Below are 24,968 nucleotides of genomic sequence, written 5' to 3' on the forward strand. Positions count from 1 at the left end.
CCCCGAAACCCACCCCCTTAGCGCACACTTTCCACCCGTAGTAGCCATGAATCTGCTGGTCTACGTGTCAATATGCAATACCTCACAGCAAAAAGGCCCAAGTCGGGTAAGTCGTGCGGCCGGAGCACGTGCGGATTCGCTCGAGCCGATTCCATTCGAGCCAACTAACTCGTACGTTTTAGCTAGAACACACGGTGGCACTAAACCCATAGCGCCGGGCAAGGTAGCCTACCGCGCTGTCCAACGCCGCAAGCTCCACCTCAGTTCCAGTAAGGACCTGACGGCAGCCGATGCCAACGCTTTCCGCACCCACGCCCGCGGCTTCACCATATACGAGCGCCTCCATAGAGATCTCGTCGCGGTACCACCGAGTACACCACTGGGCGGTCAGCGGGTCATCGCCTGGGACGATGAACTCCGATTCGGTGCGAATGCACCGATCCATGGCGCGTTCTACCTCTGGGCGCAACGCACGCGGCATCCCAGAAATTTTCAGCACACCAGTGACCACGACGGCCGCACCATTGCGGCTGGGCCACGTGTAGTTGGAGGCCGGTTGATCAACCGGCACTGGATTGACGCAAGTATTCATAGCCGATATCTCCCTCGACAAATCACCACTGCTATCCACACGCGTGGCGTGCGGCGCAGTGCAAGACGAGCTTCGTCTTCCCCAACGAACTGTCTTTTGCGTCTGCACCCAATTTTCCTGCGCCACACCACCCTCTACAACCCTCAACTTTCACTTCAACCCCCAAGATCTAAACCTCAACACAAAGTCCAGACTGTGATTAAAGTGACTAAAGAAATTGAAGTTACAACAGTGAAATTTGCCCCTTGAACCGCTTTCCCTAAAACAACGTCCCGGTACGAGTCGCTCACAAGGCAGTTAGCTGCGGAAACACTTGCCCAATAGCGCTCACCCCTAGGGCCTCGGCCGAAAACTACCCCAGTCCCCCTAGGGGCTAAGCTCTCCAAAAAGTCCCAAGTGGTAAACCCACGGCGGGGGTAGCCAGGCGCCAACCCCACTCTCATCCCCTGATTTGAAAAAGAGACGCACGCCCCCATCAGTAGAGCGGTCGATATTCATTTATTTTGTGTTAAAAACAGTTTGACACGATCCACGCACTCTGCTTATGCTGAGATAAATTCAAACAATCCCGTTTGAATTCTCCCTATTGAAAGGAACCCCCTATGTTTGATCTTTCTTCTGCTCTCGGATTCCAGATTCTCTCCCTCGTTGACGGCATCTTCACCCAGTTCGCCATGTTCCTCGAAGGCCTCGGTCTGCAGGTGTTCTAAAAAGAGCAGCTTTAAGCTCCCCACTCCACTGGAATGGGGAGCTTTTCTCGTTTTTCCTATTAAGGAAAATCTGCGACGGAGCCCCTTACAGCGCCTTCCAGATCTTTGTATTGGTTTCATTCCACAGTGGCTTTGCCCAATCACCAAAATCTCGGTCTGTCAATGCCACCATGGCGTAGTCGCCGGCCAGCCAGAGGTAGGTTCCGGACATGCCGAAGTGCCCGGTGGCATCGGCAGGCAGGGCTCCCATCCAGTGGTCTTTCTCACCGCGGATCTCAAATCCAAGTCCCCAGGTGCAATCCTTAAAGCTCCCATACCCGGGCACAATGCCGCGCAAACCAGGAAAGTGAACGCGGCGCATATCGGCCACAGTGCTGACATGCAAGATCTGCGGGTTTTGGATCTCGGCTGCAAATGCCGCGAGATCCTGCGCGGTAGAAACCAAGCCGTGCCCAGCCGAACCCTCTAAGTGGGTGTAGGACATGCCCAGCGGCTCACACGCACCTTCACGCAGGTACTCTGCAAATTCGATGCCAGTGGCATCTTCAACGATCTCTGCAGCCCACTCATAACCGGCAGAGGAATAGATGCGCCGCTCGCCCACTGGTTTTTGTTGTTCACGCGAATCGAACTTCACGCCCGAGGCGTGCGCGAGCAGATGCTCGAGGGTCGAACCCTCCGGACCGGCGGGCTGCTTCAAATCCACCGCGCCTTCCTCCACGGCCATCATCACCGCGTATGCCGACACCAGCTTGGTAACGGAGGCAACCGGAAATTGGCGCGATGTATCGCCTACCGTGTCTATCACCTCACCGCTGTGGATCAATGCTCCGGCCACGGTATCTACGGGCCATTGACTTATCTGCTGCAACTCGCTCATATCTTCCAGCCTACTGTGCTCTCGACCTCTGAATAAGGCGTGCCGATCGGTACGGAGGTAAACCCGTGGTTACTGATAAAGGAATTTTTGGTGTAATGCGGTCTGAGCGGTTGCAGGCCCTTTCAATCTTAGAAAACTTATGAATATGACAAGCAGAAACCACAGCACGCAATCAGAGATGTCTCATGTCAACCGCCGCAAATTCCTCCAAACCAGCGGCACAGTCGGCGCAGCCTTGGCGCTGACCACCACTGCCAGCACGGCCAACGCCAGCACTGCTCATGCACAAAGCAGCCTCTCCTCGCGCCCAGAACCGCACATGGTAGAGCCCACACTCGGTGAACGCCCCTTCCTGCACGGGGTAGCCTCGGGAGATCCCATTCCAGATTCTGTTGTCTTGTGGACGCGCGTGACCCCAGATGCAGATGCGATGCCTGGCTCCGGTGCAGGCGCGCCTACCACCGTGGAATGGGAGATTGCGCGGGATGAGGAGTTTAGGGACATCGTCAAGCGCGGCGAAGTCACCACCAATCCCGCACAAGACCACACGGTCCACGTGGATCCTCACGGCCTCGAACCAGAAACCGTGTATTACTTCCGCTTTCGTGCCCAAGATAGAATCTCCCCCGTGGGTCGTACCAAAACCGCACCGGCGGTTACGGCATCCCCAGAAGAACTAACCTTCGGTGTAGCCAGCTGTGCCAACTGGGAGTCCGGCTTCTTTCAAGCCTATGGCGATATCGCACAGCGCGGACGAGCCGGGCAACTAGATTATATGGTCTTTCTGGGAGACTATATTTACGAATACCCACAGCGCGAGTACGCCGGTTTCGGTCCAGTACGCCTGCACCACCCCGCGCACGAGATTACGACACTGGAAGATTATCGCACGCGCCTCGGCCGCTACCGCACCGATGAAAATCTCCAAGCAGCACATGCTGCCCTGCCGTGGATCGCGGTCTGGGACGACCACGAAACCGCAGACAATTCTTGGAGGGACGGCGCCCATAACCACACGGAGGGAAAGGAAGGCGCTTGGATCGATCGCCGCAATGCCGCGATGCAGGCCTACTTTGAATGGATGCCGGTACGGGCAAGCAATCCATCCGATAATGGCCATCTCTACCGGTGTTTGACCTTTGGCGATCTCGTGGAACTGACCATGATGGATCTGCGCACATACCGCGATAAGCAAATTCTCTTTGGCCCTGCCAGGATGGCCGCCGAGGGGCGAAGCATGCTCGGTTCGGAGCAGTACGACTGGCTGGTCAACAAGATCGACACCTCCGCCGCCGCGTGGAATATGCTGGGCAACTCCGTCATGTTCTCCCCCATGAACCTGGCTACCCTGCAGCGCGACGACAAACTGGCACCCGTATCGTCCTCACTGTCATCCAATATCACCGGCATTCCCGTCAACGGCGACCAATGGGATGGCTATTCGGCAGAACGCCGGATGCTTATCGATGCCCTTGCCAAGCACGACTCCCACGCCCTCTTTGTTACCGGGGATATTCACTCCGAATGGGCACACAATATCAGCAAGGATGGGCGCATCTTCGGAGCCGAAATGGTGTGCTCCTCTGTCTCCGCCCCCAATGTCAACGAACAGCTCCATCTTCCCGAGGACAACGAGCTTTCCAAGTTGGCAGAGCGCTACCTTTTGGAGGCAAACCCCCATACACGCCACGTAAACCTCGATCACCACGGATATAGCTATGTCACCATCCGCCCGGATTCTGCGGAAATGCACTGGCTGCGCGTTGAGGATCTACTCAACCCCACCGCAGCAGTAAACGAAGCCGTCACGCTGACATGGCGCCCGGATGAGGGATTTAGTTCTTAATATTAAGCGGGCAGTTGTTAACGCTCGCTAGGTTCACGTTCGATATAGAGAGTGAAAGATCCTCTCTGGGATATTTCACTCTCTATCACTCGCGCTCTCCCCCCCCCTACCTGCCGCGGACTACGCGTTAGTCCGCGGCAGTTTCATAATCAATGTAGCCGCGCTCGCCGCCGACGTAGAACGTGGCCTGATCTGGCTCATTAAGGGCCAGGCCTTCTTCCCACCGGCGTACCAAGTCCGGGTTAGCAATGAGCTGACGGCCCACGACAACGGCATCCACGTGGTCCAACTTCAGCTCGCGCTCGGCATCTTCCTTGGTGGTGACAGTGCCGAAACCATCATTCATCAGGACCTTGGTTTCGCCATTGGCACGAGCCTTCTTTGCCAAGGCCGAGATGAGCTCGCCTTCCGGCTCGGCGTGCAGGAAGGAGACATAAGCCAGGTTCAGCGGGGCAATGGCGTCCAAAAGTCCGCCGTAGGTGGCCAACATATCCGCCTCGTCATCTTCAACAATGCCTTGTACAACGTGGGCCGGGGAGAAACGCACGCCCACGCGGTCAGCACCAATTTCATCTACGACAGCACGAATGACCATCTCTGGCAGGCGCCACCGGTTTTCTGGGCTGCCACCAAATTCATCGTCGCGCTGGTTGGCAGACGGTGCCATGAATTCGTGCAGCAGGTAGCCATTCGCGTTGTGAATCTCTACACCATCAACGCCCGCGTCGACGGCCCGGCGTGCGGCGGCCCGGAATTCCTCAACGATGCGCGGGAGCTCATCGGCTTCTAGTGCGCGCGGTACCGGTGCATCCATCTTGCCGGCAAAGCCGCGAACCTGGCCGTCCCAATCCAGCGCGCTGGGGGCTTCTGCTTGGGCGCCATCAATAAGATCCGGGTGGCTGGTGCGGCCGCCGTGCATGATCTGCATGAACAAGACGCCGCCCTTGTCGTGCACTTCGTTGGCTACCTCGCGCCAACCGGCCGCCTGCTCATCATCGACGATTCCCGCCTGACCCGGGAACGCGCGGTTGGTCCATGCGGGGAAGGTTCCCTCCGTCACCACGAGACCAGCGCTAGCGCGCTGGGAATAATACTTTTTGTGCAACTCGCCGGGCACACCGCTGTGACCTGCACGCTGACGAGTCAGCGGTGCCATGGTCACGCGGTTATTCAACGTATAACGGCCAAGTTCCAAAGGTGTAAATAATGATGTCATGTCTACTGAAACAGCCCGGGTATCAAATTTGTTCCACCCTGTGGCCTGCTTTCTATAAATCCACAGCTAGATGCTGGTTTAAGTGCTAAAGTTTTCACCGTTCACACCGCCGATTTTTACCCGTTCTTATGATGTTGAAACGCCACACTTCCTTAATGCTTGCCGCCTTGTCCCTTACCATGCTGAGCGCCTGCGGTACCTCCGATGATTCCGATTCTGCCGAACCCGAACCTGCTTTTGTGCCGAGCGAGGCTTCCACGGCCCCTACGACCGTGACGGAAACCATGGAGAATTCTCCAGACTCCACCGCGGAAAAAGGCGATAAAGAAGGCGCCGAACATGGCGATGCCGGCTCGAATGATGACGCTCCCCCAGCTGGAAATCACACGCTTTACGCTGGGAAAATTGGCGGCGACTGCGGATATACCAACCAGGGAGACACCATCGAAGCCGGCGAGCATACATCCTGCGAATTTACCGGTGCTATTTTCGATGAAGCGATCAAGCACTCCTATCCATTCCGGCAGTCCGATCCGAAGGCCAACGGCGCGTATAGCTCCGAGATTTCCGTCGCCAGCCCCACCACCGGTAAGACCTATGATCTTCACTGTTTTATTGGATCAGATGGTCGCGCACTCATATGCGGAAAAGACGGAGACAATAGCTTAAGAGTCACCTACCAAGACGAGAAGAACGATCGCCGTTGGCCCGACCGCCTCGAGGTATACGGCGGTTTGCACTAGCGACTAGTGGGGTTCTGAAGGAATCGCGGTCTGTTGGCTATTTGCGGCCCCGCTATTTCCGTCTGCGCCCGAGTCTCCGTCTCCATTCCCTTCGCCATCGCCAGAATCGCCGTTCGAGTCAGCCGGCCCGTCTTGATTGCTGCCGTGCCCGTCTCCGGAATTAGGAGTCGAATTGGGGTCCTGGCTGGGGTAGCTAGGAACGGTCGGCGTATTGGTGGTCGTCGGTGTTGACTCAGCATCCGTCGGCTCGGTTGGGGTGCCGGTAGTAACAGGTTTTTCCGAGGGCAGATTCTCTTCAGATTCCGTCGGCGCCTCGGAAGAAGATTGCGTATCCCTTTCCTTCCAATACTCTGGCGATAGCCAACCTGCATCCGCGTCCTCTGGGTTGCTTGCCGCGAGGATGAGCAGCCCAACGACGAGAAGGGCCGCCACAAGGCCTGTGGTGGAGGCGCGCACGCGCCCGCCGATGGTGGCGATCTTCTGGAATCGCGTATTTGTCTGAATCGAGCGCCAGATCTTCCGGCGCGATGTCGCCTCGTCTTCTGCGGCATCTTCGCCCGCTTCATCCGTGACTGCCTGCTCATCGAGCTTGGTCTCAGCAAGCTCAACTTCCTCTGGGGCCAGTTCCTCTTCCACCGTGGGGTCATCCACTGGCGTATTGGGGCGGGATCCTTCCCCGGCATCCAAGGCGTCCTTGGCCGATTGCGCCGCGGCATGCTTTGGTTCTGCCGAATGCTTCTTTTTCTGTTCCTGCAGCTCATCAAAGTCGATGGCGGAACCGTAGTGGTCCCAGAATTCCGAAAGCAACGCCGAGCGGATAGCGCGCTCCACGGACCACTGGCGGGCGGGATTCACAGTCACCATGATGCGGTAGCCCACCTGCCACGGCTGACCGGCAACCTGCGGGCTGACCAATTGCGTAGCGGGAAGAACCGTGAGCTCGCCGGCGACATCGACAGAGATATCTGGGGCTTCAATAGCGTGCTCAGAAATCTCTTTGACACGGCTCGTAATCTCCGGCAAAGATTCGCCCTCGTGCACGGGGACGTTGATATTAACCACCGCACGGGACCATTCCTTGGAATAGTTGGTCACCACACCGGCAGAACTATTGGGGATGGTCACCAGCTCACCAGTTGGGGTGCGCACCTTCGTGGTGCGCAGGGTCAGCGTCACCACATCGCCTTCCACCCCAGGAATGCCAGCAAAGGAGACGTAGTCACCCACGCCGAATTGCTTTTCCGTGAGGATGAAAAATCCGGAGAGGAAATCCGAAATCACGGACTGGGCGCCGAAACCAACTGCGGCGGAAACTATCGTCGCAGGCACCGCAGCGCCCAGCGCCGGAACGCCGAGGTTAGTCAGCGCGGCGGCGACCAATAGGAAGTACGCAACCGCCTGGACGATGTAGACCAATGCTCCGGTCAGCGCCAGCCGTGCCTTCGTGGACTCTTCTTGCTCATCCAAATTATGTTCAATGATCCGGATGGCTAGGCGGCCCATGCGGGGCAGAAGAATGCCGATTATCACAAATGCGATGAGCGGCAAGCCATGGTCAACAATGAGGCCCCACAGCTCAAAAAAGAAATACCTCAAGTTCATGGTTCAAGGATATGGCACCTAGCTGAGAAATTGATGCCAGTTTTCTGCCAGAAGTAAGAAGGCAGGAGTGGGAAGATGGGGGCATCGGCAAGCAGATGCCCCGGGGCCTAGTCGCGCGATTGGTAGCGGTCCATCAGGCGATCAATCAGCTCATCAGTAAGCTTGTCATCTTCCAAAATCGTATCGAGCAGCCGCTGGGATTCCTCGCTGGAGGTCTGCTCCTCTTCCTCATAGGAATCGCCGCTAAAGTCCACGCCAAAGTCCATATCCTCAGACTCCGCTGGCGCCGTGCTGAACTGATCGACGTCTGATTCGAAGGACTGCAGAAACTCGCTGGCCTCCTCCGCCGCATCCTGTCGGCGCTTGCCGGAACGCACTTGCTTTTCGATGCGCCGTTGCAGCGCCTCTTCCATCTGCCGGTGGCGCCACGAGCGCACGCGGTGTGGCTCCAGCTTGCGCCCGACCGCGCGGCTCTTGTTCTCTGCCTTTTTCGCCAGCACCTTGACCTGCGCAGCCGTATCATTAATCGGCGCCCACTCCTGATTCGCGGGCACGCGCCACCCGGCCCAAATTCCCAGCAGCGCCAAGAAAATAGAGACCAATGGCCCCACGATCATGCCAACGGCCAACATATCGAAGTGGTTTCCCACCAGCACGATTACCGCACAGGCGATGGCTGGGATCACCGTGGGCTGATTATCGCCAAAGACGGCGGGCTCGCGCCCCATGGCGATATCGCGAATCATGGAACCGCCGGTAGCGGTAAACACGCCCATCATGATGCACGGAATTGGCGGCAGCCCATAGGTAATGGCCTTCACGGCGCCGGTGCCGGCCCATAGGCCGGAAACGACGGCATCGCCATGCGCCTGGATATAATCCCAGTTCTTGCCCTTAAAGTAGACAAAGCGCGCAATCAACGCACCCGTAAACGCCAGGTACAGGTACTCCGGCTCGCTCATCGCCGCCACGGTGCCGCGATTAATAAGTACGTCGCGCACCATGCCCCCGCCCAGGGAAGAAAACATCGCGATGAAGAAAAACCCGATGATGTCATACCCGCGCTTGCGCGCAATGGTGCCGCCGATAATTCCCATCAGCAATACACCGCTGACATCGGACCAGCGATAGAGGGATTCAATGAGCGGATCTACTTCTGTCATGCCGTTTATTAGACTGCACTGCTCACCCACGTGCAATTCGCCTGCCCACATGCTCTGCGGTACTACACTTTTCCTGTTCTACTGCCCCTTCTATCTCTCCCGGCATTCCGCATAAAAAAGATTCTCGCGCTCTTTCCTGCACTCCTGCTGGTTGGGTGCTCGTCCACCCCCGCTGACGAGGAGCCCAATTTCACCGGTACCAGCCCACACAGCGCCAGTTCAGACAGTGATGCGCTTGCCGATGCCGCGCCTGCCAAGCCTTCCAAGCTGCAGAAAGCGGAGAAAGACGATGATTCCGCACTCGCTGCGCAGGTAGGCGGTATTTGTGGCATCCGCGATTACGCACAAATCATCGCCGATGATGCCACCGACTGCGCCTTTGCCCTAGACATTTATAAGCACGCAATGGATGCCCCATACAGGCTCGAAACCCCTGATCCAACCGTTACTGCAGCCTGGCAGAGCGACATTGCTGTAAAGAACCCGAGCTCTGGTGAGAGCTACGATCTCCACTGCATCATGGCCACGAATCAAAAATCCGTCCATTGCAGCTCCCAAGAAGACGAAAATATCGGCACCCGCATCGAGCTGACCGCCAGGCCGATTTTCTCCGAGCGCGTGCACACCGAATACTAAGAAGGAGGCGCCAGCATTGCTTGCCGACGCCTCCTTCTACCGTGGGGCCACCGGGGCTCGAACCCGGGACCGACGGATTATGAGTCCGGAGCTCTAACCGACTGAGCTATAGCCCCACGCAGATTGCACGCCTATTTGGGCGATTATCTGCCCTCAAAAGATTAGTCAAAGAGCGGCCAAAGACCAATTTGCCCCCTTCGCTATTGAGTATTTGTACGCTTCCTACCCCCTGAGGGTAGAAGTTAATTATGCGCAACTACTCTCTTCTCTCATTCTCGTCTCTGCACTTACGCTTTCCTCCTGCTCGGATAGCGGTAGTGAGAGCTCAAAGACAAGCGACTCCAGTAATTCCGCGTCCGATGCACAGGTTGATGCGAAGTCCGTAATTGGAACGTGGAAGCAAGAGGACAGCGCTTCTGACGATGGCTGGATAGAGGCCAGCATCACTGATGACGTCATCACCATCGAATGGGTCATGGACAACGGCGAAAATCGCATGATCTACTGGATTGGCACTTTTGATGCCCAAGCCGCTGCATCCGGTGAGACCGTTACCTCAAACCGCGATACAGTTGCCACCGCCTCTGAGTGGATGGCCGCTTCGTCAGACAAGAAAGATTTCTCTATCGATGACAACACCTTAACTTTCAAGGTCGCGATTGAGGATAAGGAATTCACCACACATATGAAGAAGGTGAAGGATGATCCGACAACCGTTAATGAGCTAAAGAGCACAGATTTTAGCCAAACCTTTGAAGATGGAGTCTTGGATGTTCCAGCCGCCAAGTTCAAAATAACCGATCACCGCGTTATCAAGCCCGGTGAGCCTGGCAATGAAACAGGTGAAAAGCCACTTCTCGTCTTTAGCTATGACGTAACGAATAAAACGGATGAAACCCTGACTACCACCGACTTTGTCGCGTACTTCACCGCCATCCAAGACAATGATCCGAATAAGGTAAACGAGCTCGACGTCGGTTCCTATATTGATCCTGAAACTTCCGATACTCAGCTTGAACAGATTAAAAAGGGAGGCACTGTCGCCGGAACAATCGCCTACGAGCTCGATGATCTAACGACACCTGTGGACCTTGTTGCATCTAGGTCCTTTAGCCAAGATGAAATTGGCCGCCAAACTTTCGAGCTCGATTAACTGCCCGGATACAACGCGCGTAAATCTTCCGTTCTAGCCACTACAGGAAGCGAAGCCCGCCGAGATGCAAAGCCCGAAAGAAAATCGAGCCTATTTCTCACTGGGGCGGGCAAAACTTGACAGGCAAAACCAGCTCCCTCCCGTATACAACGGGAGGGGCCTGTGGTAGTGCTCAAAGCAGCATTTTCGCTGTGTTTCTCCCCGCGCCAGCGGGGATTTCTCATTTCCGCTCCCTTAGCACGGGTCCATTTCTAGGTCCGGCCTTTCCGAAAGCACACGGCTTCCCCTTGTATTGCGACCAATCCAAAGGACTATAGAGCCAATCCGACCACCCTTTGAGCGGCTCCAACCACCCCGTGCATACGTTACCCCCTGCTTTCACCTCCTATTTCGCTGCGCCCTAGAATCATGAGTGACATTCACCCTGATGCCACTATTTCTGTGATGGGAGATACACATGGTCACACTAGATTCCCTCTTGGTGCCCGGCGCCGTGGAGATACATGGCACCGCCAAGGACTGGAGAGCAGCCATCCGACTGGCAGGATCACTGCTGGAAGAAGCGGGCACGATCACCGCAGACTACACGGAAGCAATGGTGCAATCTGTAGAAGAAACGGGCCCATACATTGTGGTGTCACCTGGTTTCGCTTTTGCGCACGCACGGCCTTCGGAGGCGGTAAAGGAAACTTCTTTATCGTGGGTCCATCTGGATAAGCCGGTGGAATTCGGGCACGATTCCAATGACCCTGTTGACCTCGTCGTGGCATTTGCCGCACGGAGCGACTCCGAACACCTGCAGGCGATGAAACAGCTAGCAAAGCTGCTAGCCACCAAGCGTGATGAACTTAATCGTGCAGAATCCGAAAAAGAGCTCCGCGCAATCCTCACGGCATCGACTTCGAGTAAGAAGCGCACAACTTCCGCAGCACCGGCGGAGTCAACGGCTCGTCCAGCAAAGCAAACGGCCGCAGATTCTGTCGCGTCCAAGGGAAAAATCCTCACGGTATGCGGCAACGGCCTAGGCACGTCTTTATTCCTTAAGAACACCCTGGAACAGGTACTTGATGAATGGGGCTGGGGGTCATACCTGACCGTGGAAGCCACCGACACGATCTCAGCCAAGGGTCGGGCGAGCGAGGCGGATTTCCTTCTCACCTCCGGCGAAATCGCTGCCACGCTGGGCGATGTCGGCGTTCCCGTATACGTCATCCAAAATTTCACTTCCACTTCCGAACTAGATGCGGCTCTTCGCGAGCTCTATGACATTTAAGGAATAACGCATGGATATTCTTCTGGCCATAGCCAACTTTCTCGTCAACGAAATCCTCGCTGTACCTGCTTTTCTCATCGGCATCATCACCGCCGTCGGCCTAGGTGCCATGGGGCGCGGCGTCGGCAAGACCATCGGCGGCGCGATTAAAGCCACGCTGGGTTTCCTCCTTATCGGCGCCGGTGCTGGCCTAGTATCCGATTCGCTAGAACCACTGGGTGCCATGATCACCGGCGCGACGGGTGCACAGGGAGTGGTGCCGACTAATGAAGCCATTGTCGGTATCGCGCAAGACCAGTTCGGCAGCCAAGTCGCTTGGATCATGATTTTGGGGTTTGTTGTCTCCCTCATCTTGGCCCGTATTACACCGCTTAGTTATGTCTTCCTCACTGGCCACCACGTACTTTTCATGGCCACATTGCTGACGATGGTGCTCGTTGCCACTGGATATCCTTCGTGGGTCATCGTCGCCTTTGGTGCGGGACTGCTTGGCATTTTGATGGTGTCTTTGCCCGCTATAGCCCACCCCTTTACCCGCCGCATTACCGGCGATGATTCCGTGGCAATTGGGCATTTTGGCACGGCTGGGTACTTGGTCGCAGGTGGCGTCGGCAAGGCCGTAGGCGGTAAGGGCGATAAAATGTCGCCTTCATCTGAGGACCTGAAACTCCCAGAGGGCTTGCGCTTCCTGCGCGATTCGATGGTGGCGACGGCTCTTTCTATGGCACTGATGTACCTTGTGCTCGCGGTATTATTTATTGCGCGTGCAGGGTCCGATGAGGCTTTCACCGCCTTCCCGGATGGCGCCACCGATGTGGGCAATTACCTCATGCAATCCATAACGCAGGGCCTACAGTTTGGCGTGGCCGTTGCCGTCATCCTTTTCGGTGTCCGCACCATTTTGGGCGAGCTTGTCCCCGCCTTCCAAGGTATTGCGGCAAAGGTGGTTCCCGGCGCGATCCCAGCGCTCGATGCCCCGATTGTCTTCCCTTACGCTCAAAATGCGGTGCTCATTGGTTTCATTTTCTCCTTCACCGGCGGACTCGTCGGCTTGGCTGTGCTATCACTATGGCTCAACCCGGCTTTTGGCGTTGCCCTCATTTTGCCCGGCCTCGTGCCACACTTTTTCACCGGCGGCGCGGCCGGTGTGTACGGCAATGCCACCGGCGGGCGCCGTGGAGCGGCTTTGGGTTCCTTTGCCAATGGCCTGCTCATTACTTTCCTGCCCGCCTTCCTGCTTAGCGTGCTGGGATCTTTCGGCGACGCCCATACCACCTTTGGCGACGCCGATTTTGGCTGGCTTGGCCTGCTGCTCGGCTGGTCCATCCAAGCTGGCGGTGTATGGAGCGGCATTCTCATCGCAGTGATTGGCCTGGCCATCCTCGCGGTGGGTTGGGTGTGCCAGCGCAAGCTTGTCGATACCCACTGGGACCCCGCACCCCATCGACCTTCTCCGGCAAAGACGGCCGAAGTAGTCGGCGCCGCTGCGCCCACCACGGGCGGTGCCGCCGAGAGTGCTGGGAAATCAAGCCAATCCAAGCGCTACCCCAAGGTACTTCCGCCCGAAGGAGCACCCACTCCCCCGGCGCGGGTTGAGTAGGCCTGCGCCGCACACTTGAGCCGTACCACCTTTCCTAGCGCGTCCTTTCACTTCTTAGGTCGCTGAACTGGAAAAACACCGTTAGGAATTCTGAGTACAATCGGCGGCTGTACTCACCGCTAGTACGAAAATCACTTTAGAAAAGGAGTAATCATGGATACCCTCTACACCACTGAAGCACTCGCTACCGGGGCAGGCCGCGACGGCCGCGCCGTAGTGCAAAATTCGGACCTTGACTTCAAGATGGCCACCCCAAAGGAAATGGGCGGCGATGGCAACGGCGCCAACCCGGAGCAGCTCTTCGCTGCTGGCTATGCCGCTTGCTTCCACTCTGCCCTGCAGGCGGTGGCTCGCAGCGAGAAGGCTGAGTTGGGCGATTCTTCCGTCGGTGCCCGCGTGTCCATTGGCAAGGAGGGCGAAGGCTTCAAGCTCGCCGTTGAGCTCGAGGTCATCATTCCCGCCCAAGAGCACGACAAGGCACAAGCGCTTGCCGATGCCGCCCACCAGGTCTGCCCCTACTCCAATGCCACCCGCGGCAATATTGACGTCAACGTCACCGTTGCGCAGGACTAAGCAGGACTAATAAGGACTAATACAGTCTCTTAGTCCTCGGCCCGCAAGGGCCACCATGCGCGGGCGGATCCACTGATTCGAATAAGTGAGTCAAACTACGCTGCATGTGTCCGGCATAGCTGGCAAAATCGAATCATGTCTGTTGAAGCTCGCGCCCTTTCACTGCGGCGGTTATTACATGATTCCGCGGCAGTGCGGCTGCTGGCGGCCGATAATGCCCCGGTGATTTTGGCGCTGATTGCTGAGTATTTTCCCCGCGGCACTCGCGCGCGGCCGGCGGCAGAAGTATATGAGCTGATGGTCACCGATTTTGAGGTGCTCGCCAGTGAATTCTCAATGCCGCGCACACCGCAAAGTTATTGCAATGACTGGGTAAAAGCTGGTTGGCTAGTCCGTAAATCTGGCAAGAGCTCGCGCGGTGAAACCTTGGAACCGAGCGAGGAAGCGCTGTCCGCGCTCGAGGCCGTTGAGCGTTGGGAAACGCCGGTTACTACGGTCACGGCATCGCGTGTGGAATCTATAGGCTCGGCGCTACAACGCTTGGCGCGAGATACAAATGAGGATATTTCGAGCCGCGTCGCCAGCTTAGAGGCGGAGCGAGACCGCATTGAGCGCGAAATTGAAAAGGCTCATTTAGGGCAGTTTGAAAGGCTGACTGCGGCAGAGACGCAGGAGCGCGTCCAAGACGTGCTGAACATGGCCATGGCGGTGCCAAGCGATTTCGCTAGGGTGCGCCACGAACTCGAAGCCCTCAATCACCGGTTGCGTCGCCAGCTTTTGGATCCAGAAGGTTACCGCGGCGAAGTGTTCGAGGAAATTTTCAGCGGTGTAGACCACATCGCGGAATCGGACGCTGGGCGCAGCTTCCGCGGATTCTATTCCTACCTCATGGATAGAGAACGCAGTGCGTGGCTAGATCAGTGGATTAAGCAAGTTTTAGAAAGCGAGGTCGGCCAAGAGCTGGCGCCAGAAAACCGTCGTCAGCTGCGGAATCTCTTCCGCGATATGGAAGAAACGAGCTTCGAGGTCAATCAAACGATGACTGGCCTGGCGCGCAGCTTGCGCAACTATGTCTCTTCGGAACAATTCGCAGAAGACCGGCGCATGATTGAGCTACTGCGTGAGGCACGGGGCATGGCCATTGATGCAGCACAGGCATCGGAGTTAAAAGCCTTTCACCGCATGGAAACGCCCTTGCAGCGCATCGGTATGTCCATTCACTCCGTCTCGCGCATCCAACTAGCCAACCCAGGACGCGAGGTCGTGGAAGAAGCACCGGAAGCCTTCCAGCCAGGCCAGGAGAACGCGGAGGCGTTGTACGAGTTAGTGCGCGAGTCAGAGATTGACTTTGAGGAACTGCATGCGGCGATTCGCGGGGCCGTCGGCAAGGCGGGTCCGTGCACGATTGGCCAAGTATTGCAGGCGTACCCACCCACGCAGGGCCTGGCCAGCGTCGTGGGATTGGTACATATTGCGGACCAGCACCCGCTACCGGCTTTGCATGATGCGCACGAGAAGGTCACCTGGACTGAGGAAGATGGGACCATTCGCGCGGCGTATATCCCTACTATGTATTTCGATAGCACCACCGTTGAGGAGTTGTAGTGAGCGCTACTGATAATCACCGCGTCGATTCGGCGCATGAGCCCCCGCTGTGGGAAAGCGATAAAGGATCGCTGACCTATAACTCGCGCCGCGCCTTGGTGCAGCTTTTGAAAGGTCCGCTGGTGCGTGCGCACAAGGAACCTATCTTATGGTCCGCCATCATCTCGGACGAAGACAACCTGCGTGCCCGCTTGCATGAGGTATTCCTCGAGCTGGTCGTCGATGAAGCGGAAGGGTTTGCGTTTACCCGGATGGTAGAAGAGGAAACTCTGCCCATTCCGCAGGTACTGCGCACGGATAAGCTCAAGCACATCGATACCGCCATCCTGCTGAACCTGCGCCAAGAACTTGGTCTGGCGCTGCCCGGTGAACGCGTGATTGTGGATGTAGAAGATCTCCGGGAGGGCATTGGCTACGTCCGCGCGGTTGATAACCGCGATGAAGCCGGGTTCAATAACCGCTTCAATGCGGCGATTAAACGCATCCGCAATGAATACTCGCTGCTCAGCGCCACCGAGACAGAGGGGCGCTACGAGGTTTCACCCGTCTTGCGCCAGCTTTTCGATGCCGCCACGGTCACCGCCATCCGGGATGAATACGCCCGCCTCGCAGAAGCCGAGGGCGACCAGGAGGAAGCTTCCGATGACTAACCTGTATCCAGGCCAATTCCGCATCAGTCGTATCCAGCTTATTAACTGGGGTACTTTTCACGGCTACTTTTCCATCCCGGTAGCCCGCAAGGGCTTCCTCATCACCGGCGGATCCGGTTCGGGTAAGTCCACGCTGCTTGATGCGATGTCTGCAGTATTGGTGCCGCAAAAGGACCTCAAGTTCAATGCGGCATCGCAGCAAGACCTCGGGCGGCATAATGGGCGCACCCTCGTTTCCTATATTCGCGGGGCGTGGCGGCAGCAAGAAAATGCGCACACGGGTGAAATCGCCCCGGAGTATTTGCGTGAAGGCGCAACTAACTCGGTGGTGGCGTTGACCTACGATAATGGGGCTGGCACGCAGCACACCCTCATCGCCATCTTCCGCCTCAACGGCGGTGAAAATTCGGTGAGCCAAATTAAACGCCTCTATGGGGTGGTGCAGGGAGATGAGGACATCGATAAGCTCAGCCCCCTACTCACCCGCAGCCTGGATACCCGCAAGATTAAGGCCATGTACAAGGGGCCTGGTGCGTCATTTACGCCGACGTACACCACGTTTGCGGATCGCTTCCGCAAACGCCTGGGCATAAAGAGCGAGCAGGGGCAGGTCCTGCTGCACCGCACGCAGTCCGCCAAATCTCTATCCAGCCTGGACCAGCTCTTCCGGGACTATATGCTCGATACGCCGTCTACCTTCGAGCGGGCGGAGGAGTCGGTGGAGCAATTTGAAGATCTGCGCCAGGCATACCTGCGGGTAGAGGACGTCAAGGCCCAGATTGAGACGCTGGCTCCACTCCCCCAATTGCACTCCCAGCGCACCACCGCGGAGGCGGATAAGCACAAGGCCGAGGCGATGAATGAGGCGCTGCCGGCGGTGCGCGCCCGCTTGGTGGCAGAAGAACTGGATTATCGCATCCGCGCGCTGACCGCCCAGCAAGCAGAGGCACACTCTGCGGCCGAGGCGCTCGAGGCGGAGGTCACGCACCTTGACGATGCCGAGCGACGCGCCGCCGTAGCCGTCTCCCAACTCAGTGCCGGCGAGCTGGCCGCCCTAGAAGCCAAAATTGAAACCGCGGAGAAGGAAATTGAGCACCGCTCCAAGGAGTTTCACCACCTTGCCGCTGCCGCCGACCAGTGGACCGACCACTTTGAGCTCAACCCGCACGGCTTCGCCGAACTGCAGGCAAATGCCCACCTGCGCATCGCGGACTTCGAGGCTGACTCGGCCCAGCTTACTGAGCAGCAGCAAGAAGCCGGCGTGGCCGCCCGCGATGCAGCGACAGCATCCGCGTCCTTAGAAAGTGAGCTGCACTCATTTAGCTCGCGGCGCACCAATATCGATAAGGCCCTGGTAGAGCTGCGCACCCAACTCGCGCGGGATACTGGCTATGCCGAATCGGAGCTTCCCTTCGCTGGCGAGCTACTGGATATTGCCCCGCAGCAGGCGGAGTGGGAACCGGTGATCCAAAAATTGCTGCACGGATTCGCCGCCACCCTGCTCGTTCCGGAAACCGCGCGGGAAGCCATTAACCAGTGGGTCAATTCTCGCAATGTGGGTACCCGGCTCGAGTACCGCACTATCCCGGAGTTTGCACCGGCGCCTGCGCCCGCGCGCAGCCCGCAACAGCTCATCCACAAATTGGAGTTCCAGGATCACCCCATGGCGCAGTGGGTGCGCCACCATATTTCGAGCCGTTTTAACTACGAATGCGTCAACTCGGTGGCGGCGCTCGAACAGGTAACCAAGACCCCGGCCGTCACACGCGATGGCTTGGAAAGCCGGCCTAAGGACAAGGATGGCTCGACGCGCTTTATCAAGGATGATCGCACGCGCTTTACAGGCACGCGGTGGTACCGAGTAGGTTCCACCAATACTGCCAAGATTGAGCTCCTGCGTTCCCAATTGGCGGAAGCGAAAGCCACTGCTCGTGCCATGGCTAAACAGGTCCACGAGCTCAACCGGAAGATGGATATCCTGCGCACGCAGCGCGATAAAGCGCAGCGCGTACTGGAGACTAAGTTCCAGGATATTGATACCGCTTCTGCGGAGGCGCGCAAACGCGATTTGCAAGAACAGTATGATTCTTTGGCTTCCTCCCCAGAGGCGCAGGCATTGGCCACAGCACACGAGCAGGCCAAGGAAAAGCTCACCGCCGCCCGCGCCCAACTGAACGAAGCACAAAAACACCTCGGCAACGTGGAAGGCGAGCTAAACCGCTCCACCCAGCGGCGCCAGAGCATCGGAACAGTGCCCACGGTGGCGGATCAGGGCATCGCCAAGGCGGTCGAAGAGGCTCTGCACAAGGGCAGAAGAAAACTCACCATCGATGACATCGATGCCCGGCGCGATGAAGTACAGGCCAGCCTGCAAGAAACCGCGCGCAGGGCCGCGCGCCGCATCGAGGAGACGAATGCCAAGATTGTCTCCGTCCTGCACAAGTACCTATCGCAGTGGCCGGCGGAAGCGGCGGATTTGGAGCCACAGGCCAGCTTCGCCGGCGAAGGCATGGAGAAGCTGAAATTCCTGCGCGCGGACCGCTTGGCGGATTTTCGCGCTCAGTTCTTGGAGCTGCTCAATGGCACGACGGTGCAAAACCTATCGCACCTCGCCTCCTCCCTTCGCCATGCCCGTAGCGATATCGAACAGCGCATGGAGTTTATTAATAAGTCCCTGGAGCGCACGCCCTTCAATGGGGACCGCACCCTGCGCATTGATGTAAAAGATGCCCGGGGCCAGGTGGTGCAAGACTTCCAGCGGGATCTCGATGCCGCAACGTCCCATAGCCTGGCGGAGATTAGCGCCGATGAGCCCGAAGCTGCGGTAGCGCGCTACCACGCCCTGGACAAGATTCTCAGCCGCTTGGGCTCGTCTGAGCCGGAGGATATTCGGTGGCGAAACCTGGTTCTGGATACCCGCAAGCACGTCAGCTTCATCGGCCGCGAGTGCTACCCCGATGGCACGACCGCCAATACGTATCAGGATTCCGCCTCTCTTTCCGGCGGCCAGGCCCAAAAGCTGGTGTTCTTCTGCTTGGCTGCGGCGCTGCGCTTCCGCCTGGCGGAGCCGGATCAGGACGTTCCTACCTACGGTTCCATCATTTTGGATGAGGCCTTCGACCGCGCCGACCCGGCCTTTACGCGCACCGCCATGTCCGTGTTTGCGTCCTTTGGTTTCCACATGATTTTGGCAACGCCATTCAAACTCATTCAGACGCTATCGCCGTACGTGGATGGCACCATCGTGGTCAATTACGACGAGCCCATTATCCAAGGCCGCCCGCAGGCGCGTACGGGCTATTCGCTTATCGATGCCACCTCCTACTCCCAGGAATCCCCGGAGTCCACCGATGCGGATGCCTAATGACCTGCACACCCATGCGGCAAAATACCTGCGCAACCACTTTGCGGAGGCTTTGTCGACTCCCGATTCGCTGAGTATCGATTGGCCGCTGCACCCGCCAACGGCCGCCAACGCCGCGCGCGATGTCCCCGCCACCCAGGAGTTCATCCGCGCCTGGCAGCGCTGGCCGCACCAAGAAGAGATCCACTACGAACCGCGCAATTGGTCCCGCACGGGCCTAGGCACCAATTCCGTTCCCACCCGCGCAGTCCTTACCGGTGCGCCCCGCATCGCCGCGGCCGCAGGCCTCAGCGCCGAATACTCCCGTGCGCAACAGCGCGCACACGACATCGCCGCGATCTTCCCCGACTCCCCTGCATTCGCCGACGCCGTGTACCGCACCTATGCCCAGTGGAAGGAGCTAAACGCATACGATCTGCGCTGCTTGACACCATGCTTGACTTGGCTGCGCGCCCACCCGGACTCCGGCGAGTGGGAGCGCGCCGTCCCAGTTGAAGGAGTAGACGGCAAATGGATAGGCACCCACCGCCGCCTGCTGCTCGCCCTGCTTTCGCCCTTTGGCATCACGGATTTGGGACTGCGCCGCACCGATGCCCGCCTGCGCCTGCGCTACCTCAACCACGCCCCAGCGCTGTCCGATATCGAGGTTCCCCTTTCCCAGGCTGCACAGCTCTTTCCCGCCGCTCCCCCGCGCGTTCTCATCGTAGAAAACAAGCAGACCTTCCTAGCCCTGCCCCTGCTTTCCGATGCCGCCCCACCCACCATCGCCATCCTCGGCGCCGGCCATGCCGCCCGCCAACTTCACGCCCTTGCCTGGCTCCACGATGCCGAAATCACCTACTGGGGCGACCTTGACGCCGCCGGCTTCAGCATCCTCAACGGCGTGCGCGCCCACTTTCCCCACACGGAGTCCCTGCTCATGGATACCGCCACCGTCACCGCGTTCCGCCACCTCGCGGTCCCCGATCCCGGCGACGGCTCCGCAGCACTTAGCCACCTCACCACCGAAGAGCAGCGCGCCTATCGCCACCTTTTCACCGAAGGCAAGCTACGCATCGAACAGGAACGGATTCCGTTCGCGCATGCCACTGACGCGATTCAATTTATATTCGGAGGTCATAAGGTTTAGTAGTGCAGTCTAGTTCCGTCCTTCCCATAACCGCTACATTCAACGGAATAGTCTCCTTCAAAAGGAATAGAGTTGTTTAAACTTTTCATCGACGAGTCCTACCGGCGCGATCATTATTACGTTGCCGGAGTATTAGTAAACGAACGTCAAGAGAGGGTTTTAACCGACCGCTTGGACTATCTGGCATACCAAGCTCAAATGCGAAATCATTGGAAGTACTCGCCAGAATTTCATGGGCATGCGCTAATGAACGGCCTTTGAAGACTGGGTTGACCTGCGCGAGCGCTTTGGTGCCTGTATCTCCATATATCAATCGGTAATGCACTCGGTCCAAAATTCCGGTGCCCTGGTATTTCTGGAGGGCGTGGATATAAGGCGTCTGCACTCGCGATATCGCTATCCACAAAGCCCACACGAAATCACCTTGCGACATCTCTTAGAACGAGTCAATGAATTTTGCGCCGCAACAGGGAAGAAAACCACAGCAGCAAGTCTGTGAAGCGAGCAACTAAACGTCTAGTCAAAGCGTTGGGGCCAGCACTAATTCATGAGCGTAAGTGGAATCCCTAAATAAAGCTCTGGAGCCTACGCGGCTCCAGGCGACAACGTTCCGGTAACCGGCTCGTCGTACCACTTGTTTAACCGTTTAGGCTGACAGATTTCAACAGCAACATTCGTCGGATTTCCCCTAGTCGTGGTCCGGTGGCACAAAAATCGCTGCAGAAATCATCTGGCGCAGTGGTCGTTACTCGCAACGCCTTAATCCGCCATGCTCGCCTCACCTATCAAGGCATCGCAGTCCACTCTATGTCTTCGAAGCCCCAGTCGGAGAAATGCCAGGTGATGGTCTCGGTGGCATCGATAAGCGCGTGCTCCATTGTCTCTTCATCGTCGCCGGTAACGGAGAGCTCGAGCATCACTGAAGTATCTTCTTCGTCCAATAGCCCCACGTCCAAGGGGCCGCCATCATCGAGGCCGGACACAAAGCGCGCGGTCCAATTTTCGCCGCCAAAGAAACTGGAGTCCTCTTCTATAGCGTGCTTTTCCTCCAAGTCCCAGATAGCTTCAATAATGTCCCAGTTGCCGGTAATTGCAGCGGACAGCTCGGCGTCACGCCCGTACAGCACCAGCTCGTGGAGCCACGAATAGTCAATGATAAAGCTGCTCATAATGCCTGCCAGTGTATGCGACGAGAGCCTACTCTCTGAACGCACTCACCGAGCGTTTTGCTTATAAACCCAGCTGTTCAAGTTCTGTGCAGAGGGCATCGATTTGTGCGCGCGTATGGGTTGCCATGAGGGTAACGCGGAGTATCGCAGCGCCACGTGCAACAGTGGGCCACCGGATTGCCGGGACGATAAATCCATGGTCAAGCAGTGCAGCGCTAGCGTCCATTGCGGCGGCCTCATCGCCCACGTGCACGGGGATAATCGGCCCTTGCTGTGGCGTAGTCCCGCGTGTGCTGTGCCAATAAGCAATATTGCCTTGCAGTTGGCTAACCAGACTGGGATCAGACTCAATGAGCTTTAACGCCGCGAGCACGGCGGCCGATGTTGCTGGCGTGGGAGAGGTAGAAAATACGAAGGACCGGGCTTGTTGCCGCAATAGCTGGGCAACCGGCTTGCTCGTTGCCACGAGGCCGCCTTCGGCGCCAAGCGCCTTGCTAGCGGTAATAAGCTGAATATCGGGCTGGACGCCGAAATATTCTGGGAGGCCAAGGCCGCGGTTGCCGACGGTGCCAAACGAATGGGCATCATCGACCATAAGCCAAGCGCCGTGTTCGCGTGCCAGCCGCGATAGCTCAGGCAAGGGTGCAAGCACCCCGTCCATGGAAAAGAGGCCATCGGTAATAACCAAGGCATACTTGGTGGTCCTGGTGACCAAAGCGTTTTCTACAGCGCGGGTATCGCGGTGCGCCGTAACGACGAGGGAGGCGCCACTCGCCTTTGCGAGCCGGCAGCCATCGATGATACTGGCGTGGTTGCGCGCATCGGAAACAATGGTGAGCTCGGGCGAGGCCAACGCCTGCAACGTCGATAGATTGGCTTGGTACCCGGTGGCAAAGAATACCGAGTCTGGATACCCAGTCAGCTGGGCCGCAGCGGCTTCTACCGCAACGTGTAATTCAGACGTGCCGGTGGTCAAACGCGAGCCGCCTGAGCCTGCGCCGTAGTGATCAACGCTGTCCTTTACGGCGTTTTTAATCTCCGGATGCTCTGCCAGGCCCAGGTAATTCGACGAGCTAAAGAGCACCGCGTCTTTGGCCGTCTTCCCGGTGGCCGTCCGCAAGGAGCTTTCCGGGACTTGCCCACTTCCAAAGACCGAAGGGCTGCGCCATAGGCCGTCTTCTCTCCACTTATCCAGGCGCGCAGATGCGACTTGTTCTAGGCTCTCGTTCACTTTTCTGCCCCAAAATCCACGAGTACGGCGCGGCTTTCCAAATAATCAATCAACGCTTCGATATCGGCACCTGGTTTGATAATGAATGCCCGCGCCCCCTCATCCGACCCAGGCTCTTTAATGTGTGGAAGACGGTGGTACGTGCCATCTATGCAGACGTAACCGGTGGTATAGGCCGGATCATCAGACACACAGACTTCTGCTAGAACGTCAGGATGCGCGGCGACCTTGCTCGCCAGAACAATGGCTTCACGGGCCGCGTCCTTGCCTTTGAATTCCGCGTCTTGAGCGTTGTGCGCGTCCATGTGGCTCACACGGACGCCGCGCTGTGCGTCTGGCTCGCAGCGCGTGCCAGTATCGGCCGCAATGAGCATCGCACCGCGCATATTCCTAGCGGTAAACGTCTCTTCAATGACTACTTGGGAATGAGCGGTCATTGAGCGCAATAGTTCCTCGATGACGTCCCTAGCCTGCGAGGGCGATTGCACCGCTTCTTCTTTTACTCCTACGGAAGGGACGTGCAGAATATCGGACTCGGCCAAAGCCTCCACGGTGATGAAGGTATTTTCCGCCATTCCCTTCGGGTGCGCCAAAGCACGCTCGGATAGCGCCGCACAGACCGCCGGAACCTCGTGTTCCCTGACGATTCGCTCTGCTCCCGAAATGTGCTGGCCTGCGGAATCAGACCGCATTCGCACTGAGAAATAAGTCATAATCTGAGGGTACCGGACGTATTGAACGGTGTTCAGGAAAAGAGAAAATTGGCCAGCCTCGACCAGGCTCCAGGCGGCGCTTCCCACACAGGAATACACAGGCCCTACGCTTTCCGATGCTTCCCGTCTCACCCTACGTCCTACGCCCCTAAATTTTTCCGGCTAACCAGGCGATTTGTGTGAAAACGGCGTTAGCCTATATAGTTAATTCTCGTTGCACGGAGAACGGCACGTTCGAAGTACAACATGGATATTCCTCCATAGCTCAGTTGGCAGAGCATTCGACTGTTAATCGAAGGGTCACTGGTTCGAGCCCAGTTGGAGGAGCATTGTATCTACCCCCTTTTACCAGTAAAAATGCTGGTGGGAGGGGGTTTCTTAGTTTTTCGTTTCCAGTCGTTTCCAGTGGTTTCCAGCCGTTTCCAGTGGTTCTTGTCGTCAAAATGTCGTCAAAATGTCGTCACGTTTTCACCCCAAAATCTGCTGCTAAAACCACCCAAACCAGCACCTGCCCCAGGACATAAAAATGACTCCGAGCCGACGAAACATCGACCCGGAGCCATCTCCCCCGAACGGCAGCTGCCACCAAACATCATAGCACACTATACTAGAACTGGACAGCTAACAGCACACGAAAAATCTGGGGGAAGCAATGGCAGGACGCGGTCCCGCACCGAAGAATCCAAAATCACGTGCGAGAAGGAACCAACAAAACATCGAGCAACGCGAAATCGTTGTCACTTTCGTACCGCAGCCCAAACTCACCGATATCTACGGCCCCACCAACCCGGCCACAGACGAGGCCTGGACCAACCAGACCCTACGTTTTTGGGACACCCTCGCAGAATTCCCGCCGCTGAAAACCCAAGGCCTCCAAGAAACCCAGTGGCTCGATTTAGCACGCACCATGATTCTCGACGACGCCTACAATCGCGGAGACACGAAACTAGGACCAGAACGCCGCCTACAGCTCGCCCAATACGGCATCACGCCTGACAGTCTTGCTCGCCACCGCATCACCATGGCGACGGCAGACGAAGCTGAGGACAAGCGCCGCGCCTCTCGTGCCGCAGCCGACGTACGCGGCCGCTACCGCAGCCTGAAGGCGGTGGATTAAACC

General features: G+C 57.5%; 20 protein-coding genes and 2 tRNA genes. 13 read left to right on the top strand and 9 right to left on the bottom strand.

What is annotated here, in order from left to right; translation table 11 throughout:
• Positions 1–178 precede the first annotated feature (178 nt).
• Positions 179–592 (bottom strand): hypothetical protein, encoded by a 414-nt coding sequence (locus tag MHX65_RS08940; RefSeq protein WP_239269751.1) that lies wholly within the window; start codon positions 590–592, stop codon positions 179–181.
• Positions 593–1,387: 795 nt separating this feature from the next.
• A complete protein-coding gene (locus MHX65_RS08945) occupies positions 1,388–2,182 on the bottom strand; it encodes a serine hydrolase domain-containing protein (RefSeq protein ID WP_239269752.1) in 795 nt (264 codons plus the stop codon).
• A 145-nt stretch (positions 2,183–2,327) separates the two neighbouring features.
• On the opposite strand from MHX65_RS08945, the gene MHX65_RS08950 reads away from it, so the two are divergent.
• The gene (locus tag MHX65_RS08950; RefSeq protein ID WP_239269753.1) at positions 2,328–4,028 is read left to right on the top strand and encodes an alkaline phosphatase D family protein; all 1,701 of its coding nucleotides are present in this window, start codon (positions 2,328–2,330) and stop codon (positions 4,026–4,028) included.
• A gap of 127 nt (positions 4,029–4,155) precedes the next feature.
• Here the strand turns inward: MHX65_RS08950 and MHX65_RS08955 are convergent, their stop codons facing one another.
• The gene (locus tag MHX65_RS08955; protein ID WP_239269754.1) at positions 4,156–5,244 is read right to left on the bottom strand and encodes an alkene reductase; all 1,089 of its coding nucleotides are present in this window, start codon (positions 5,242–5,244) and stop codon (positions 4,156–4,158) included.
• A gap of 155 nt (positions 5,245–5,399) precedes the next feature.
• Here MHX65_RS08955 and MHX65_RS08960 point away from each other — a divergent pair, with 155 nt between their 5' ends.
• A complete protein-coding gene (locus MHX65_RS08960) occupies positions 5,400–5,987 on the top strand; it encodes a hypothetical protein (RefSeq protein ID WP_239269755.1) in 588 nt (195 codons plus the stop codon).
• Between the two features lie 3 nt (positions 5,988–5,990).
• Here the strand turns inward: MHX65_RS08960 and MHX65_RS08965 are convergent, their stop codons facing one another.
• Entirely contained in the window at positions 5,991–7,589 is a 1,599-nt protein-coding gene (locus MHX65_RS08965) for a mechanosensitive ion channel family protein (RefSeq protein WP_239269756.1), read from the bottom strand.
• A gap of 107 nt (positions 7,590–7,696) precedes the next feature.
• Complete coding sequence (locus MHX65_RS08970) at positions 7,697–8,752, bottom strand: trimeric intracellular cation channel family protein (RefSeq protein WP_239269758.1); 1,056 nt, start codon at positions 8,750–8,752, stop codon at positions 7,697–7,699.
• A 30-nt stretch (positions 8,753–8,782) separates the two neighbouring features.
• On the opposite strand from MHX65_RS08970, the gene MHX65_RS08975 reads away from it, so the two are divergent.
• A complete protein-coding gene (locus MHX65_RS08975; RefSeq protein WP_239269759.1) occupies positions 8,783–9,388 on the top strand; it encodes a hypothetical protein in 606 nt (201 codons plus the stop codon).
• 42 nt (positions 9,389–9,430) lie between these two features.
• Here MHX65_RS08975 and MHX65_RS08980 read toward each other — a convergent pair.
• Positions 9,431–9,504, bottom strand: a tRNA-Ile gene (locus MHX65_RS08980).
• 95 nt (positions 9,505–9,599) lie between these two features.
• Here MHX65_RS08980 and MHX65_RS08985 point away from each other — a divergent pair.
• From MHX65_RS08985 to MHX65_RS09020, 8 genes are all read left to right on the top strand, one after another.
• A complete protein-coding gene (locus MHX65_RS08985; protein WP_239269760.1) occupies positions 9,600–10,541 on the top strand; it encodes a DUF5067 domain-containing protein in 942 nt (313 codons plus the stop codon).
• Between the two features lie 457 nt (positions 10,542–10,998).
• Positions 10,999–11,814: a PTS sugar transporter subunit IIA gene (locus tag MHX65_RS08990; protein ID WP_239269761.1), complete on the top strand. Its 816-nt coding sequence runs from the start codon at positions 10,999–11,001 to the stop codon at positions 11,812–11,814.
• Positions 11,815–11,824: 10 nt separating this feature from the next.
• Positions 11,825–13,414 carry a PTS ascorbate transporter subunit IIC gene (locus MHX65_RS08995; RefSeq protein ID WP_239269762.1) on the top strand — a complete coding sequence of 530 codons (1,590 nt, stop codon included), beginning with the start codon at positions 11,825–11,827 and terminating at the stop codon, positions 13,412–13,414.
• A 153-nt stretch (positions 13,415–13,567) separates the two neighbouring features.
• On the top strand, positions 13,568–13,987 hold the full coding sequence (locus MHX65_RS09000; RefSeq protein WP_239269763.1) for an organic hydroperoxide resistance protein: 420 nt from the start codon (positions 13,568–13,570) through the stop codon (positions 13,985–13,987).
• Between the two features lie 135 nt (positions 13,988–14,122).
• Entirely contained in the window at positions 14,123–15,592 is a 1,470-nt protein-coding gene (locus tag MHX65_RS09005; protein ID WP_239269764.1) for a DUF3375 domain-containing protein, read from the top strand.
• Entirely contained in the window at positions 15,592–16,242 is a 651-nt protein-coding gene (locus MHX65_RS09010; protein ID WP_239269766.1) for a DUF4194 domain-containing protein, read from the top strand. Before MHX65_RS09005 ends, MHX65_RS09010 begins: the two co-directional genes overlap by 1 nt.
• Entirely contained in the window at positions 16,235–19,606 is a 3,372-nt protein-coding gene (locus MHX65_RS09015; RefSeq protein ID WP_239269767.1) for an ATP-binding protein, read from the top strand. Before MHX65_RS09010 ends, MHX65_RS09015 begins: the two co-directional genes overlap by 8 nt.
• Positions 19,593–20,735, top strand: a complete 1,143-nt coding sequence (locus tag MHX65_RS09020; protein WP_239269768.1) for a DUF3322 domain-containing protein — start codon at positions 19,593–19,595, stop codon at positions 20,733–20,735. Before MHX65_RS09015 ends, MHX65_RS09020 begins: the two co-directional genes overlap by 14 nt.
• Positions 20,736–21,520: 785 nt before the next feature.
• Here MHX65_RS09020 and MHX65_RS09025 read toward each other — a convergent pair.
• The 3 genes from MHX65_RS09025 to MHX65_RS09035 all read right to left on the bottom strand — a co-directional run bounded on the left by MHX65_RS09025 (position 21,521) and on the right by MHX65_RS09035 (position 23,848).
• Entirely contained in the window at positions 21,521–21,904 is a 384-nt protein-coding gene (locus MHX65_RS09025; RefSeq protein WP_239269770.1) for a hypothetical protein, read from the bottom strand.
• Between the two features lie 61 nt (positions 21,905–21,965).
• On the bottom strand, positions 21,966–23,135 hold the full coding sequence (locus tag MHX65_RS09030; protein ID WP_239269771.1) for an aminotransferase class I/II-fold pyridoxal phosphate-dependent enzyme: 1,170 nt from the start codon (positions 23,133–23,135) through the stop codon (positions 21,966–21,968).
• Positions 23,132–23,848, bottom strand: a complete 717-nt coding sequence (locus MHX65_RS09035) for a 6-carboxyhexanoate--CoA ligase (protein ID WP_239269772.1) — start codon at positions 23,846–23,848, stop codon at positions 23,132–23,134. Before MHX65_RS09035 ends, MHX65_RS09030 begins: the two co-directional genes overlap by 4 nt.
• Before the next feature lie 254 nt (positions 23,849–24,102).
• Here MHX65_RS09035 and MHX65_RS09040 point away from each other — a divergent pair.
• Positions 24,103–24,175, top strand: a tRNA-Asn gene (locus MHX65_RS09040).
• 325 nt (positions 24,176–24,500) lie between these two features.
• A complete protein-coding gene (locus MHX65_RS09045) occupies positions 24,501–24,965 on the top strand; it encodes a phage terminase small subunit (RefSeq protein WP_239269773.1) in 465 nt (154 codons plus the stop codon).
• Positions 24,966–24,968: the final 3 nt, after the last annotated feature.

It is taken from the genome of Corynebacterium sp. ACRPS, assembly GCF_022346005.1.
Classification (GTDB): Bacteria; Actinomycetota; Actinomycetes; order Mycobacteriales; family Mycobacteriaceae; genus Corynebacterium.